Genomic DNA, 17217 nt, shown 5'->3' on the forward strand with positions numbered 1-17217 from the left:
GGCGCAATATGGCGCTCCTTGGGCGATGACAAAGGCGTTGCAGCTGAAGTGTTTTATGATGACCATCACGCAACAGCTGAGTGTGTATAGCTCATAGTGCACAGCTGATACTATGCACGCTTCACGAATAAAATCTTATGGTTTCATGAACTAAGCTTATGCTGAGCTGAGATAAATTGTGGCGTTGAACTGGCTAAAGTCCCCCTAATTCTTACTTGGGTGACCAAACTGTAAGCATGAGTTTTTATGCATATCACACAAAAACAGGTACCATAAAGACCGTCTTTGACCCGAGCTTGTCTCATCACTCGTAAGTGCATCATGCTGATGTTTGTTTCATAGGAGCTTGTATGTCCGTTGCTGTTATTTCCTCGATTGCCCTCGTGGTGTCGCTCGCATTAGCCATCTATGGCTGTCGCGCAGCTATCGGACAAGATACGTCGTTTACAGCGTGCGCTTGGACTTTCGTCTTTGTACTCATACAACTGTGCGTAGCCATTGCCGCATACATGGGCATGGTTGTTGATGATATAGTTGCGGCGTTAGTGCTCAACGCAGTACTTGTTGCAGCTGTCGCGCTCTGTGCGTTGCCCAAGCTTCGCGGGCATATAGATAGACCGGTAGCAACAGGCTTTTGTGGCGCGCACCCTCTAGCATGCGGTGTTGGCATGGTGTTGCTGGCCAGTATCTTTACGATGCTAGCGCTTGAAATTCCTTCAAATCACGAGCTTTGGCGCATGTATCCTCTTTGTGCTCTGCTTGAGTGGGCTATCATCGCTCTGCCTATGCTTGGCTTATATCTTATCTTTCAGCGGAGAGGCTCAATACCAGCTATCCTTACTATCGTACTTGCATTAGTAGGCATTGCAGAGTTTTTTACTATCAGCTTTAAGTCACAGCCAATTCAGCCAGGTGATTTGTCAGCTCTCACCACTGCCGCAGCAGTGAGCACGCAATATGAGTTTGTCCTCTCAGCTTTTTGCCTCTACGGTATTGCCTGCGCAGGCGTGGCACTTGTACTTTTATTTGCAGCCGGCAGACAACGCCCCGCACGCAATGAACACTCCCGCGCTCGTATGGTGGCCTATGTGGTGTCTGGCTTGGTGTTGATTGGTGCGCTGGTTTCACACGTTAGTTTAATTGACTATTACAACGCGCTCTATGTACAGGTATATAGCTGGCGGCCTTTGAACAGCTACTATCAACAAGGTTTTTTGCCCTGCTTTATCTCATCAGCGCAAACCATTGCGCCTAAACGTCCGCGTGGCTATAAGATTGAAGAAGCGCAACAGCTTATGAAGCGCTACGCCGCCTCATACGATGCTGAGCTGGGAGTTAGCCCAGAACGTGCTCAGGCTCAAGCACAGTTTGAGGCCGAGAAGCCCTCGGTAGTAACTATTATGAACGAGACCTTCTCAGATTTATCAATGTATCAGCAGATGCATGCTGGCTATGAAGGTCCACAGTTCTTTAAGTCCTTAAGCGACACGCTGCAGCGCGGTATTTTGTATGTGTCTGCCTATGGTGGTGGTACAGCAAACTCTGAGTTTGAGTATCTTACGGGCAATTCTATGGCATATATGGGTGCCGGTGTATATCCCTATACCATTTACGATATGACGCGCACCGAAAACTTAGCACGTCAGTTTAAGGAATTGGGCTATGAGACCTTGGCTATGCATCCCAATCACGCAACCAACTGGAATCGCGAAAACGTCTATAAGCAATTTGGCTTTGATACGTTTATGGCAATTAAAGACTTTGCTCAGGCCGAGCGCTTGCGGGGCATGGTAACTGATAAGGCCACGTATGACAGTATATTAGATGTGCTATCAAAGGGTACCAAGCCGCAGTTTATCTTTGATGTGACTATGCAAAATCATTCTGGTTATGAAACGCAGCAAATTCCTCCTGCAAAGCAGCTCGACTATCCTATTGATGGACAAAGTGTTCCGCAGGTTAACGAATACCTTTCGCTCATCAATGAATCGGACAAAGCGCTTGAGTATTTTATTGCTAAGCTTCGCCAGCTTGACCGCAAGGTGGTGCTGGTCTTTTTTGGAGACCATCAGCCTTTCTTCCCCGATACCTACAACGATGCGTGGTTTACCGGCGAGCCTGAAGCTGTTCATACGGCGCGTTTGTGGCAAACCTCATACTTTATCTGGGCAAACTACGATGTTGCCGGTCGCGAGCAGAAAAGCTCCGTGGTTGATTTGTCTACCAACTACTTGAGTGCTAATTTGATGCATCTCATTGGTGCGCCGCTGAGCGACTATCAAAAGGCGCATATGGTGCTGCAAAAAGCGATGCCGGCAATTAACATGACAGGCTTTGAAGATGAACAACATCGGTGGTATTTGTCGAGTGCTGGAAATGACCCCTCTCTTGGGGCATCTGTTGGTGTGGCGCGCAACGATTTGGCAAAGATGCAGTTCTTTGAGATGTTCCGAGATGGTAAAAACGTGTTTACTAAGATGGCACAAGCTGCGGCAAACGAGACAAATCCAAACTTAGACCCTAATCCGGCCGACTAAAAACTGTTACAGGAGCACCTACATAGGCTACTTTGACGAGCTTTTACGATGCTGGCATGAATAGAGCGGCGCTAAAGTGAGCGTGCCAGCATATGCTAGACAGATGCCAGCATACGCTAGACAGCGTACCTTAGTCTTTGTGGGCTTTTTTGCGCGCGCGAAGTGCAGCAAGGCCACGCGCTACATAGTGGCGCTCGTGGGCACGTTCTTCTTGGGTCAGCTTTTGCATGATGGACCCAGCTAGAGAAGCCAAAAGCTGTTGAAAAATTGTTCCGCACATGACAGGAAACATAACCGCGTTGGGAAAGTAGCTGCTTGCAATAACAGCGCCAGATGAAATATTGCGCAGTCCACAGTCAAAGCACATAGTAACTAAGGTTGAAAAAGGTCTTTGCATCAACCGTGCAACCAGAGCACCCCATAAAAACCCTGAGCCGGTATAGCACACGGTAAAGCAGGCAACCATGACATGTACCCCAGAGAGATGCCGCACCGCATCGCTTAAGGCTGTCGCGTTAGACGTAATAATAATCATCATGAGAATACGTGCAGCAGGGCTGATGGCAGGTGATAGTTTTTCGTGTGCCCAGCCATGCGTGAAGTCATTTAAGAGTGTGCCGGCAAGGGCAGGAAGCGCAATCATGAATACCATATCGTGCATCATGCCGAGCGCATCCATATGAACAGCTTCTCCTAAAAATATGCTGAGGCTCAAAGGGATGCTTATCGGCGATATAACGGTTGAAATCAAAATGACAGCGAGAGCAAGGGGGGTGTTTCCTTGAAACATGCTCACCCACATAAAGCTAACTATACCAACAGGCACTGAATAGGCAAGCACTAAGCCGGTAATCAGGTGAATATCTCCAGCAAAAAACAACCGTGCAAGTAGGTTGGCTCCAATGGGCATGAGCACAAGTGATATTACCAAGATAGCAAGCAAATCAGCGGGATGCCTGAATACCTCAAGTGTTTGATGGAGTGTGTTGCTCAGTGAGCCCTGAAAGGTCATAAAGGCAAAAAACACGGGCACAAATTGTGCAATACCAGCAAGTTCCTGTGGAAACATAATGCCGGTTGTAACGCATATAAGTACGACATACGGCATTCGCTTGGCAATACCACTACCCAGCTTTTGCCACCACATCAATTGAGACTCCTTATCACTAAACCATTGAAGCAGGCTAAGTATAGCCATCTGCTGCAAGAGATATACATGCCCTGCTTATACGTTTACAAGTTGAAACGAAAGAGACTTGCGTATAATGAGGCTGTTCAACAAGTACGGTTGCCGCAGCGACCTTTTCTTATGGGATATAGTTATGCCTACCTTAGTTTCTACCAAACGGTGGACGGTTGCTCCACACCACCCTGAGCTTGAAGCACATCTTGCTCATCAGCTCCACGTTGCCCCGCTGGTGGCGCGCGTGATGATTGCACAAGGTATAAGAAGTGTTGAGGCGGGGCGCGCCTTCTTAACCCCCTCACTTGAACGTGATTGGGCAGACCCCTTTATTATCCCTGGCATGACCGAGGTTGTTAGCCGCTTAGAACAAGCACTGCATCTACACCAGACGATTGCGGTTTTTGGCGATTTTGACGTTGATGGTATTACCTCAACCTGCCTGTTAACTGAGGCGCTGCGTGCGCTTGGAGCAACCGTTCACCCCTTTATTCCTCGGCGCAAAGACGAGGGCTACGGCATGAGCAAAGAAGCGCTCGATCGCGTGATTGCTTGTTGCTCGCCTGATGTGGTGGTGACGGTTGATAATGGTATTGCAGCCAAGCACGAGGCTCCGTATCTTCTTAATCAAGGTATCGATTTAGTAGTAACTGACCACCATGAGCCGTCAAACCTAGTGCCTGTCGGTGTTCCTATTGCTAATCCTAAGTTTGAGTCCACCGGTCCCTCGCGTGAGCTTGCTGGCGCGGGGGTAGCACTTAAAGTGGTGCATGGTTTGGGCATGCGTTTAGGTGCGCCTCATCTCTGGAAGCGCTATACAGAAGTTGCAGCGCTTGGCACCGTGGCGGATATGATGCAGCTTACGCCTGAGAATCGCGCTCTTGTTGCAGATGGAATTGCATGCATGCGCACGACATCACGCCCTGGTTTTATCGCGCTGGCAGCGCTAAGCAATACCGACCTGTCTGCCATTACCACCGAGTCACTCTCGTTTTCGCTCATTCCGCGTCTCAATGCTGCAGGACGTATGTCTGACCCGGCACTCGCGTTATCACTGCTTATGGAGACAGACCCGGTATACGCTGGCAAGCTTGCCTCTGAGCTTGAGGCTATCAACCAAGAGCGCCGCGCTATTGAGGCTGCGCTTACCGAAGATGCTATTCGCTCTGCCGAGTCAGACTTTGATGGGGGTTTATCCCTTGTGGTGGCTGGTGAAGGCTGGCATGAAGGTGTTAAAGGTATTGTCGCCAGTCGTTTAGCACATCGCTTTCACGTGCCATCAATTTTGTTCTCAATTGAAGATGGGCAGGCGCGCGGAAGTGGTCGCTCGGTTGGAAACATCAATCTATTTGATGCGGTTGGCCAATGCTCCGATGTGCTGACGCGTTTTGGAGGGCATGCGGGTGCGGTTGGGCTTACCTGTCCTGCAGATAAGGTACCGGCATTTCGTCATCGACTCAATGAGGTTTTATCTACCTTTTCGCCTGATGACTTTGAAGACCGAGGAGAAATTGCTGGTACGGCTCAGCTGAGTGAGCTCACCATTGAGACTATCAAACAGCTGTCGTTACTTGAGCCCTTTGGGCAGGGAAACCCGGTTCCTCTGTTTGCAATAACAGGTGTCACCATGTCTGATAGGGCGGCGGTGGGCAAAACTGCCGAGCACCTGCGCTTTACTGCAACAGATGGACGCTCTGGCGTGTCTGCCATTATGTTTCGAGCACCCCAGATTCAAGATATGCTGAGCTATGATGGTGCACTTGATGTGGTGTGTAGTGTTATTGCAGAAACGTGGCAGGGGCGATGCAAACCCAAGCTCATGGTTCGTGACATCTTAGTACCAGATAGGTTAATCGCGCCTGCTGAGAACGGCTCAACCAGCACAGATGAGGCAGACGAGGCTTGTCCAGCGCTCATGGCATCGTGTACGCGTGCTACTGCGCTACCTGTGGCGGAGCCTCTTGCAGATGAGCGTCGTTATCGCATGCAACAGTTGTCGTATGAGGAGCTCTCGCGAAGCCTTATTCATGCAGTGATTGGGAGCTCAGCGCCACATGCGGCGCAACTTGAGGCTTTGCAGGCGCTTGCAGATGGTCAACACGTGCTCAGTGTCATGGGAACCGGACGCGGCAAATCCTTGATTTTTCAGGTTCATGCAGCACGAGAGGCATTGCTGCGCCATCGTGCGAGTATCTTTGTGTATCCCTTGCGTGCCCTTGTTGCAGACCAGGCGATGCAGCTTAAAAGGACTGCGGCAAAGCTTGGTTTGCATATTGCGGTGCTCACCGGTGAAAGCTCACCGTCCGAGCGTCAGCGCCTCTATGCCGATTTGTCACGCGGTACACTTGATGTTGTTATGACCACACCAGAATATCTGGCACTTCATAGTCATGCCTTTGCTGTAACAGGGCGTGTTGCGTTTGTAGCATTTGATGAAATTCACCATATTACTGAGGCAGATAGTGGCACTCGCAGCGCCTATGGCGAGCTTGCACGCATCTACGCGGAGCTTCAGGAGCCACAAATTCTTGCCTGCACCGCCACGGCAACGCCTGCGTGTATGACAGCGCTTGGCAAACTTCCGCTACATCTGCGTTATATCACCGACGAAACCGTACGCAATAATTTGTGCATAGATGATGATCGAGACCTTGTGCATCGTGACAATCGCTTGGTGTCGGTGGTTGCAACGGGGGAGCAGTGCGTGGTGTACGTGAACGCACGCGAGCAAAGTGTTGCACTGGTGAGAACCTTGCGCCGTCGGGTATCGGCGCTTGCTCATAAAATTGCCTACTATCATGCAGGCCTTACACGTGCGGAGCGTGCTCAGGTTGAAGCAGCCTTTCGTGCGGGCGACCTTTGCTGTATTGTCTCAACCTCAGCCTTTGGTGAGGGGGTTAACTTACCTGGTATTCGCCATGTCGTGCTCTATCATATGCCGTATTCAGAGATAGAGTTTAACCAGATGAGCGGACGCGCTGGGCGCGATGGGGAGACCGCGCATATCCATCTTATGTATTCGCCGCGTGACGCTCGCATCAACGAGCACATCTTATGGCTGCAAGCACCTGAGCGTGAGCGCTTGGTGGTGGTGTATCGGGCACTGAGAACCTTAGGGGCTCGTGTGTCGTCGTGCGAGGATGGTTTGCGCGCAGAAAATGAGAGCATTTTGGCACTATGTAAGCAGATTGATGGCAAGAATCTGGTTGATGAGCGCTTGATAGACCCAGCGCTTGGCATTTTTGAAGAGCTGGGGCTCCTGCAGGTTTATGAAACGCGAGGAGCGCGTGTTATTCAGCTTGCCGAAGCACCTCAACACGTCGATTTAATGCAGTCGATTCGCTACCTAGAGGGCCTTCGGGCGCGGCGCTCCTTTGAGGCATTTCGTACCTGGGCGCTTAAGGCCTCAGTCCGTGATATGCTAGCTCACGTCAATAGACCATTGCTTCCGAGCTTTCCCGAAGGAGGGCGTTTCGATGAGTGCTGATGTTCACAATCCAAAAAAAGCGCGCGATTATATTGCCAATGACACGCCACTCACCCCCTCAGAACATATGGTGTATTATCGCACAGCATCTGATTTACCGCCTGAGATTTGTGCTGATCGCTGGGATGTGCTCAGGGGGCTTTGCAGCAAGTATATGAGTACGGCAGACGCTTCTGGGGTTGAAAAAGCGTATTGCTTTGCTGCAGAAAAGCACGCTGACCAGCGTCGGCGCTCTGGCGAGCTCTATATCAACCACCCCATTGAGGTAGGCATTATCTTAGCCGAGCTCAAAATGGACCGCGATGTTGTCTGCGCTGCGCTTTTACACGATACCGTTGAAGATACTTCAACCTCGCTTGACGATGTTTCTGCAATTTTTGGTACAACGGTTTCTGAGCTTGTTGATGGCGTTACCAAGCTAACCAATATTGAAGTTGACAGTATGGATGCCAAGCAGGCACTCAATTTGCGCAAGATGTTTTTGGCTATGAGTCGCGATATTCGCGTGGTGATTGTCAAACTTGCAGACCGCTTGCACAATATGCGCACGCTCGCTGCGCTTCGCGAGGACCGTCGCCTCTTTAAGGCGCGCGAAACCATGGACGTGTACGCACCGTTGGCTGACCGTCTGGGCATTTCCTCAATGAAATGGGAACTTGAGGATTTGTCGTTTTTCTATCTTGAGCCTCAAGCCTATCAGCGTATTGCGCGTATGGTTTCTGAAAGTCGTGAGGCACGCGAACGCTTTTTAGCAGAAACCATTAAAGCCCTAGATGATGAGCTAAAAGATGCTCGCCTGAGCGGCTATCAAATCAATGGGCGCTCAAAACACTACTGGTCTATCTATCAAAAGATGCAGCGTAAGGGAAAAGAGTTCTCAGAGATTTATGACTTGGTTGCCTTGCGTGTGATAACCAATTCAGTAGGGGATTGTTATTCGGTTTTGGGAGCGGTGCACTCCATTTGGCATCCTATGCCTGGTCGCTTCAAAGACTATATTGCCATGCCCAAGTTTAATAACTACCAGAGCTTGCATACCACGGTTATCGGCCCCACGGCTCGTCCGCTTGAGATTCAAATTCGCACGTATGAGATGCATGAACAGGCAGAATATGGTATTGCAGCACACTGGCTGTACAAGCGCTCTGGTGGCTCGCAGGCGCACAAACCCGCTGATGCTCAGCGCCTTGATGATCAGATTACTATGCTTAAGCGCTCACTTGACTGGGCCATATCTGATGAGATTGAAAACCCCAAGGAGTTTTTGCATACCCTCAAGGTTGACCTGTTTGACCAGGAGATTTTTGTTTTTACTCCTAAAGGCGAGGTAATGAATCTACGCGCTGGCTCAACGCCGCTTGATTTTGCCTATGCAGTTCACACTGAGGTGGGCAATCATTGCGTTGGTGCAAAGGTAAATGGGGCAGTGGCACCGCTTTCGCATGAGTTAAACATGGGTGACCGTGTTGAGATTTTAACCAATAAGGCAGCAAAGCCCTCGCGTGACTGGTTCTCGATTGTAAGAACACCAAGCGCGCGTTCAAAAATTAAGCGCTACTTTACCGCGGCAACAAAAGATGATGACGCTGCTCTTGGTCGTGATGCCTTGGCAAAAGACTTGCGCAAGCGCGGTTATGGCATCTCAACTCAGCGCACTACGCGCGCTCTTGCCTCAATTGCCACTCAGCTTAATTTTCGCCATATAGACGATTTGTTTGCCGTGCTTGGCGCAGGAAAGCTGGCTGTTCGGGCAATTGGTAATAAGGTTGAAGCAATTCTTGACCCAAAGCCAGAAGATACCAAGCAAAACCCCGCCTCAACTGAAGAAATTGTCGAAGCGGCAAAGCGACAGGTAAGAGGTAGCAATCGCAAACCACGCAATACGAGCCGGCCGGGAAGCTCGGGCGTGGTGGTTTCTGGCGTTGAGGGCGATATGCTGGTGCGTCTTGCTCACTGCTGCAATCCGGTTTCGGGGGATGATATTGTAGGCTTTATCACACGTGGACGCGGTGTATCGGTTCACCGAGCTAACTGCCCCAATGTTGCCGATTTACAGAAAAACCCCGAGCGTATGATTGGGGTTGAGTGGGATGGTGCGGCAGATGCACTCTTTAAGGTTGAGATTGTCATTGAAGGTCTCGACCGCATGGGGCTGCTTAAAGATGTCACGATTGCCATTGGTGATGGAGGTGGCAATATCTTGAGCGCTTCAACTTCAACCAATCGTGAGGGAATTGCAAACCTGCGTTTCTTAATTGAGATTTCTGACGCGAGTGGTCTTGACCCTTTATTGGCACATATCAGCAACGTTGATTCTGTCTATGATGCCCGTCGCATTATGCCAGGTGAAGGCGCGCGTCAGATGCGCCGGCGTTGATAGCTTGAGTTGAGTTCTACCTTAATGAGCTGAGTTTTACCTTGATAGGCTCAGCTTTACCGCGATAGGCTGAGCCCTAGCTTGATACGCTCAGCTTAACCGCGATGAGTTGCACCCTAGCTTCACAAGCTCAGCGTTACCACGCCATACCACACGCTTAAAAACATAATCCTTGCGAGCGCCTCAATCGAGGTGCTCAAGCATTGCTATGCATTAAGCATGTGTATTGTCTCAACCGTTTATCGGGAAAACCTAACCGTTTATTGGACTGCCTTTCCTTCGGTCGATGCCTCATAGCTTGCCTCAAATAAGTCCCGTATTGTCTAAGTAGTGAAAACCTGCGTGAGATATTTACGCGGTAAGACGGGTGCTGCGAGGCATCCATGTTTGAAGGGGGGACGACATGGCAGAGACGCATGCCGGACCACAGGCTGCCCAAGGAGGTATGAAGAAAACCCTATCGCTATGGAATTTCTTCACCATCGGCTTTGGCGCCATTATTGGTACGGGCTGGGTACTCCAGGTAGGAGACTGGATTGTAGTTGGCGGCGGTCCTGTCCCAGCTATGATTGCGTTCTTGCTGGGCGCGCTGTTCTTGGTGCCCATCGGTGCCGTATTTGGCGAGCTTACTGCTGCTATTCCTATCTCGGGCGGTATTGTTGAGTACGTAGACCGCACCTTTGGTCGCATTCCGTCGTTTGTAACGGGCTGGCTGCTGGCTTTAGGTAACGGCATTTTGTGCCCTTGGGAAGCAATTGCTATCTCAACGCTTGTTTCTGACATGTTTGGCACAATTCCTGGTCTTGAGTTTTTGCGCTCTGTTGAGCTCTATGAGATTTTGGGTGCAAAGGTGTATTTGTTCCCCACCATCATCTCGCTAGCATTTGCGGTATACGTTATCTTCCTAAACTTCAAGGGCGCATCATCTGCAGCTAAGCTTCAGGCCTTCCTTACCAAAGCCTTGCTTTGCGGTATGTTACTTGCTATGGGTATTTCGCTCTTTACCGGCTCACCGATGCATGCGCTGCATAACGGCGAGATTTTCTCTCAGGTTGCAAATGCTGGTGGCGGTGTTGCAGCAACGGGTGCCGATAACATCTTTGGCGGCATCATGGGTGTATTGCTGCTCACGCCGTTCTTCTACGCTGGCTTTGATACCATTCCGCAGCAGGCAGAAGAGGCAGCAGAAGGTCTTAACTGGAACAAGTTTGGCAAAATTATTACGCTTGCCTTGCTTGCATCTGGTGGCTTCTACATGATTTGCATCTATTCATTTGGCACCATCCTTGACTGGCACACCTTTGTTGAGTCACCGGTGCCTGCTCTTGCATGCTTGAAGAACATTAACTTCTTCTTCTATCTCATCATGCTTACTATCGCAACGCTTGGTCCTATGGGTCCTATGAACTCGTTCTATGGCGCTACCAGCCGTATTATGCTTGCTATGAGCCGCAAAGGTCAGCTCCCAGCTCAGTTTGCCGAGGTTGACGAAAAGTCCGGTGCACCTAAGCTGGCCTGCATTGTTCTTGCCATTATTACTTTGGTTGGCCCCTTTATGGGCAAGAACATGCTTATTCCGCTCACTAAGGTATCGGCGCTTGCCTTCATCTTCTCATGCACGATGGTTTCTTTGGCCTGCTTTAAGATGCGTTTCTCAGAGCCCGACCTTCCGCGCCCCTATAAGGTGCCGGGCGGCAAGTTTGGTATCTTCCTCGCAATTCTTGCTGGTCTTATCATCATTGCTCTGATTGTATTCCCCATCACAGCTGAATCGCTTGACTTCACAGGTTGGGTCATTGTTTTGGGCTGGCTGGTCTTGGGCTTTGTGCTGCTCTTTGCAACGTCTGCCATGAAAAAGACGGCATAAGCAGGTTTGTTTCTATCCGCGTCTACGTGACTTGTTGTCACATTGGTTTGTTAAAGAACTCGGGATTAAATCTTAGAGGGAGATTTAGACCGAGCAATTGGATCCAAAGGAGGAGCCATGGGTAAGAAGTATGCAATTGTTGGTGGTAAGCTGGTCGATGGTACTGGTACAACACCGGTAGAGGATTCGCTGGTACTTGTTGGCGAAGATGGTAAGATTGAATATGCCGGCAAGCGCGAAGATGTTCCTGCAGATGGTGGCTATGAGGTTATTGATGCAACAGGCAAAACTGTTATGCCAGGTCTTATCGATACCCATCTTCACTTCTCAGGCAATCTTACCGACAACGACACCGACTGGGTTATGCAGCCGCTGCTCAACAAGCAGGCAGTTGCTGTTAAGCAGGCGTATGACTGCTTGACCCACGGTTTGACCACCGTATGCGAGATTGGTCGCTTTGGTGTAAATGTTCGCGATTGCATCAACGACGGCGTATTCAAAGGCCCTCGCGTATTTGCAACAGGTTTAGGTTTTTGCCGGGTAGCAGGGCACGGTGACTCGCATCACTGCAGCCAGCTTGAGAACAAAGAGTCTCACCCTTGGGGCGATCAGGTTGACGGTCCGTGGGATCTTCGCAAGGCTGTTCGTCGTCGTTTGCGCGAGGACGTTGACGCTATCAAGATTTGGGCTACCGGCGGCGGCATCTGGCGCTGGGATTCTGGTCGCGACCAGCATTATTGCGCAGAAGAGATTAAGGCAGTTTGCGACGAGGCAAAGATGGTAGGCATTCCGGTATGGAGCCACTCCTACAATTCACATGCTGCGGCCTATGATTCTGTCCGCTTTGGCTGCGAGCAGCTGATTCACGGCTTTGATATTGATGAGCGCACCATGGACCTCATGGCTGAGCAGGGCACCTTCTTTACGCCCACCATTGGCTTCTTGCCCACATGGTACTCAACCTATCCACCGGTCTATGTGCCAGAGATTCACGATAAGTTCCCCGGCGAGACCTTGGTAGAAAAAGAGCTTCAGCGCAATTATGACTGCCTGCGTGAAGCCAAGAAGCGCGGCGTAATCTTTACTATCGGTTCTGACTCCTTCTCATTTGTAACGCCGTATGGCTATGTCACCATCGACGAGATGTATGACTTTGTTGAGAAGGTTGGCATTTCTCCGCTTGAGACCATCACCTGCGCCACGCTCAACGGTGCCAAGATGGTTCACAAAGAGAACGAGTTTGGTTCACTTGAAGCTGGCAAGTGGGCAGACATCTTGGTGGTAAACGGTGACCCTGCATCCAATATCCGTGACCTTACCCCCGATAACATGGACGTCATCATGAAGGAAGGCGACATTGTTATCTCTGGTACTTTCGGCGATGGCAATAAGTATTCTGCATAGTCGATAGAGCCCGTTTCTTTGCCCCCTGTCTCGGTTGTTGAGGCAGGGGGCTTTTGCATATATATGCCGCTTAGATTTCGCTCAACTACCGCTCAGGGGTGAGGACAATTCGGTAAACGGTACCGGTATATGATGGATATGCACACAGTTCTGGGGGAGGTCATGTGGGCAAGTTTTTACATCCTATTAGGTTTACCATGCGCATGAACCCAACGAAGGTTTTAGGTTCAGCACAATTTGTTATGGCTATGCTGTTAGGGCTTTGTGTCCCCATGCTCTTTTTGCTGCTCATTTGGTTTATGACAGCACACATTGCAAATCCTGTTCCTGCTGTTGTCACCATTGCAGGGCTTGTGCTGCTATGTTTTTTCTTCTCCTATGTTTTTGTGCTACCCGACGACCTAACGCTGACCTCAACCGATAGAACGCTCGCCATTGCCTCTAAGCTGTTTGCTCATATCCGAAATGGCATGTCATCTGAAGTGGCGCTTGACACCTGCCAGATTATTCTTCCAGAAACCATGGCATCGGCTATGTGTATTACCGATGGACGGCAGGTATTAGCAAGTTGGGGCGAGGGTTCAGAGCGCTGTTTGCCAGGCCAGCCGGTTATCTTGCGTCATACCTTGCAGGTTATAGAAACCAAGGATGCAAGTGTTTTTTCACGTGAAAATGATAGCGAAGACCGGCAGTTTTTTCCGCGTATGGGGGCAGGAATTGCGGTTCCTTTAATTGTGCGTGATGCCTGCGTGGGAACCATGGAGTTTTATTATCCGCGCATGAGTAATATCGACTTGCGCCAAACGGCACTTGCATCTGGTTTTGCCGACTTGCTTTCAACGCAACTGGCAAGTTTTGAGCTCGATCGCCAGTCTGAGGCTTCTGCGCGCGTTGAGCTGCGCGCACTGCAGTCCCAGGTTGACCCGCATTTTTTGTTTAATACCATCACAACCATTGTTTCTCTTGTGCGTACCGAGCCAGAAAAGGCGCGTTCACTCCTTATAGACTTTTCAAAATATTATCGGCAGACCCTTTCTGATTCAGAAAAGCTCACCACACTTGAGCACGAAATTAACCAGGGAGTGCGCTATATCAATCTTATGCAGGCACGCTTTGGAGAAACACGCTTACAAGTGCAATCTGCCCTTGCTCATGACGCAATGGATGCCTTGGTGCCTCCCTTTATTTTGCAGCCGCTTCTTGAAAACTGCATTAAGCACGCTATGCGCGAGACAAAGCCCTTACATATCAGCATTGCAAGCCACCTAACCGATACGGGTGTTGAAATTATTGTGTCTGATGATGGTCTTGGTATGTCGCCTGAGGTCCTTGAGCATCTGTTTGATACGCGCAGCCGTGTTGATGAACCAGAAACCATAACCGCCGATGGCTCAATTAAGCGAGGCTGCGGCCTTGCGCTTAGCAATGTCTTAATGCGTATTCATCTTTTCTTTGGCGAAGAGTCAGGCATACATGTTGAATCAACGGAGGGCGTGGGAACCTGCGTCTCGGTAAAACTAGTGGGGGCGCCTCATCAGCCTCCAGCACCCGCCTCAGCACTACTGCATGTTTAGAGGGGGTAGTGCGCATGGTAGAACAGCATTGTGAGAGGAGCACTGATGGATCACAAGCTAATTAAGGCTCTGATTGTTGATGATGAGCCTCCTATTAGAGCCGAGTTGCGTTATTTGCTTGAGCAAGATAGCAGAATCGGAGAGCTGATTGAGGCAAGTAGCGGAACTGAGGCAATCGAGCTCATCCTTGCTCATCATCCGCAGGTTATTTTTCTCGATATTCAAATGCCGGGCATGAGCGGCATGAAGCTTGCAAGTGTGCTTTCAGGGCTTAAGACACCGCCTGCCGTTATCTTTGTGACGGCATTTTCTGAGCACGCAGCTCAGGCATTTGGTCTTGATGCAGTTGATTATTTACTCAAGCCTGTTGAGGCAGCTCGCTTGGCACAGGCCCTTGATAAATTGGAAGCAAAACTCAGAATAGAGCGCGCTACATCAAGTGAGCGGGTTGCGCGTTTAGCGGTTGAGCGCGGGCGTGACCGTGCCTTTATTCCCATAAGTGATATTTGCTATGTTGAGGCACGTGCAGATTATTCAGCAATTATGTGTCCCAGCGGAGAATATCTAGTTAACGCATCAATTTCTACGCTTGAGCAGCGCTTAGCAAAAGATGGTTTTATGCGGGTGCATCGGAGCTATTTGGTAAATGTTGATGACGTTCATGATGTTGTTGTCTCGCGAGGCGGACTTATGGAACTGCGCCTCGATAGGGTAGAGGCATCGGTGCCAGTGAGCCGCCGACGTGCGTTTGAGGTAAAAGAGCGGCTGGGCATTATATAGATGCGCTTGTAATGCTCTTGTTGGCACGTGGCAGTCACGTGCTGCGGTATGGAGGTCCAGCCACGTGCTGCGGTATAGCAACCAAATCCTAGTGCGTGGCAGCTACGTGTTGCCATGTGACAACCACGCTCAAGAAATCGTGCGCATAAACGCTGTGTCCGGTTGAGGCACAATGGCGCTAGGCCTTGCTTGCGAGGCCTTTAGATAGAGGTTTAGCCCGCACGCAACATCGGGTATATAGAGCTCAGTTTATCCAGAAGAAAGGACTGTACTCTCTTATGCCATTAGCTCTGCTGCACACTAAGCCACAAGGACACCTCACGGTTGATTGTATAGAAAACGGACCTATTAACACCAATACCTATGTGCTTATATCGCAAGGGGAAGCCTTAATTGTTGACCCTGCTTGGGACGGTGCAGAACTGCTGCGCCTCATTGCTGAGAGGCATCCCAACATTTCTATCAAGGGTCTTTTGTGTACGCATGGACACGCTGACCACCTTGGTGGCGTAGCGGGTATACGGCGCATGCTAGGTGAGCAAACGCCGTATCTTATTTCGGCAATTGATGCTCAATTTGTGCCAGCTGCGCGGGCAAGTATGAAAAGGATGTGGGGTGTTGATGTAGAAGACCCTGGTAAGCCCACACGATTGCTTCATGAGGGAGATGTTATACAGCTAGGAGACGTTGAGCTTCAAGCTATATTGGTCCCCGGTCACACCAAGGGCGGTATGGTGTATTTTGCGGCAACAAACAACGGCAATTTTGCTTTTGTGGGTGACACGCTCTTTCCGGGAGGACACGGCAGAACCGACCTTGAAGGCGGAAACACGGCCGAAATTTTACAGAGTTTGGCAAAAATGGCTCACCTCATGCCCGATGACACACTTTGCCTGATAGGACACGGGCCTACAACAACGATAGGCAAAGAGCGTGCCGAAAATGCCTTTATGATTCATGCGCTAAGACATTACCCACAGGACAGATATAACTAACACGTGATAGTATTGGGCTGTTTCAATAAACGCGTGAACATGGAGGTTCACAATGCTTGTAAATGCCGCTGAAATGTTAGCTCAGGCTGAGGCTGGCAAGTATGCTCTAGGTGCTTTTAACACCAATAACCTAGAGTGGACGCTCGCTTTGCTCCAGGCCGCAGAAGAGGCAAAGTCTCCGCTCATCATGCAGTGCACCGCAGGTGCTGCAAAATGGATGGGTGGGTTTAAGGTATGCGCTGATATGGTAAAGGCTGCTGTTGAGGCAACCGGCACCACCGTTCCGGTTTCTTTGCACCTTGACCACGGTACCTATGAGGATTGTCATGCTTGTATTGAGGCAGGCTTTACCTCAGTTATGTATGACGGTAGCCATGAGCCAAGCTTTGAAATTAACCTTGAGCGCACAGCAGAAATTGTAAACTTGGCGCACGCCCAGGGTGTTTCTGTAGAGGCTGAGGTTGGCGGTATTGGCGGCACCGAGGATGGTATTACCTCAAATGGTGAGCTGGCAGACCCCGAGCAGTGCCGACAGATTGCAGAGACCGGCGTAGACTTCCTTGCTTGTGGTATTGGCAATATCCACGGTGTGTATCCGGAGGACTGGACGGGTTTGAGTTTTGAGCGCTTGGGTGAGATTAAGGCGCTCACCGGCAGCTTGCCGCTGGTATTGCATGGTGGTACGGGTATTCCGGTCGATCAGATTCAAAAAGCCATCAGCTTGGGCGTTTCTAAGATTAACGTAAATACTGACCTTCAGCTTGTTTTTGCTGCTGCTACCCGTGCCTATGTTGAGGCTGGCAACGACCAAAACGGCAAGGGATTTGACCCGCGCAAGCTCTTGAAGCCTGGCCGTGATGCAATTGTTGCACGCACCAAGGAGCTCATGGAGCAGTTTGGTTCTACCAACAAAGCTTAAGGTGTTTCTTGCAGCATATGCTGCATGTGACTGATAGTGCGATTCTGCATAGAACTATGTAGTTATGCCCTCGGAGTGTTTCGAGGGCATTTTG

The 17217-nt window shown here is 50.1% G+C and carries 10 protein-coding genes; 9 read left to right on the forward strand and 1 reads right to left on the reverse strand.

The window, feature by feature from the left end; all coding sequences use genetic code 11:
• Nucleotides 1–350: 350 nt before the first annotated feature.
• Complete coding sequence (locus tag KPC83_RS03080; RefSeq protein WP_216279098.1) at nt 351–2537, forward strand: LTA synthase family protein; 2187 nt, start codon at nt 351–353, stop codon at nt 2535–2537.
• A 130-nt stretch (nt 2538–2667) separates the two neighbouring features.
• Here the strand turns inward: KPC83_RS03080 and KPC83_RS03085 are convergent, their stop codons facing one another.
• Nucleotides 2668–3684, reverse strand: a complete 1017-nt coding sequence (locus KPC83_RS03085) for a bile acid:sodium symporter family protein (protein WP_216279099.1) — start codon at nt 3682–3684, stop codon at nt 2668–2670.
• Nucleotides 3685–3859: 175 nt separating this feature from the next.
• On the opposite strand from KPC83_RS03085, the gene recJ reads away from it, so the two are divergent.
• The 8 genes from recJ to fba all read left to right on the forward strand — a co-directional run bounded on the left by recJ (nt 3860) and on the right by fba (nt 17123).
• Nucleotides 3860–7207 (forward strand): single-stranded-DNA-specific exonuclease RecJ, encoded by a 3348-nt coding sequence (gene recJ, locus KPC83_RS03090; protein ID WP_216279100.1) that lies wholly within the window; start codon nt 3860–3862, stop codon nt 7205–7207.
• 67 nt (nt 7208–7274) lie between these two features.
• Entirely contained in the window at nt 7275–9584 is a 2310-nt protein-coding gene (locus KPC83_RS03095; protein ID WP_216279242.1) for a bifunctional (p)ppGpp synthetase/guanosine-3',5'-bis(diphosphate) 3'-pyrophosphohydrolase, read from the forward strand.
• A gap of 403 nt (nt 9585–9987) precedes the next feature.
• On the forward strand, nt 9988–11451 hold the full coding sequence (locus KPC83_RS03100) for an APC family permease (protein ID WP_216279101.1): 1464 nt from the start codon (nt 9988–9990) through the stop codon (nt 11449–11451).
• Between the two features lie 117 nt (nt 11452–11568).
• Nucleotides 11569–12855, forward strand: coding sequence for an amidohydrolase family protein (locus tag KPC83_RS03105; RefSeq protein WP_216279102.1), 1287 nt, complete (start codon nt 11569–11571; stop codon nt 12853–12855).
• Nucleotides 12856–13019: 164 nt separating this feature from the next.
• Nucleotides 13020–14429 carry a sensor histidine kinase gene (locus KPC83_RS03110; RefSeq protein WP_253201005.1) on the forward strand — a complete coding sequence of 470 codons (1410 nt, stop codon included), beginning with the start codon at nt 13020–13022 and terminating at the stop codon, nt 14427–14429.
• A 45-nt stretch (nt 14430–14474) separates the two neighbouring features.
• The gene (locus tag KPC83_RS03115) at nt 14475–15209 is read left to right on the forward strand and encodes a LytTR family DNA-binding domain-containing protein (RefSeq protein WP_216279103.1); all 735 of its coding nucleotides are present in this window, start codon (nt 14475–14477) and stop codon (nt 15207–15209) included.
• Between the two features lie 278 nt (nt 15210–15487).
• The gene (locus KPC83_RS03120; RefSeq protein WP_216279104.1) at nt 15488–16204 is read left to right on the forward strand and encodes an MBL fold metallo-hydrolase; all 717 of its coding nucleotides are present in this window, start codon (nt 15488–15490) and stop codon (nt 16202–16204) included.
• A gap of 52 nt (nt 16205–16256) precedes the next feature.
• Nucleotides 16257–17123 (forward strand): class II fructose-1,6-bisphosphate aldolase, encoded by an 867-nt coding sequence (gene fba / locus KPC83_RS03125; protein ID WP_216279105.1) that lies wholly within the window; start codon nt 16257–16259, stop codon nt 17121–17123.
• Nucleotides 17124–17217: the final 94 nt, after the last annotated feature.

Origin of the sequence: Collinsella sp. zg1085 (genome assembly GCF_018889955.1) — a bacterium.
GTDB lineage: Bacteria > Actinomycetota > Coriobacteriia > Coriobacteriales > Coriobacteriaceae > Collinsella.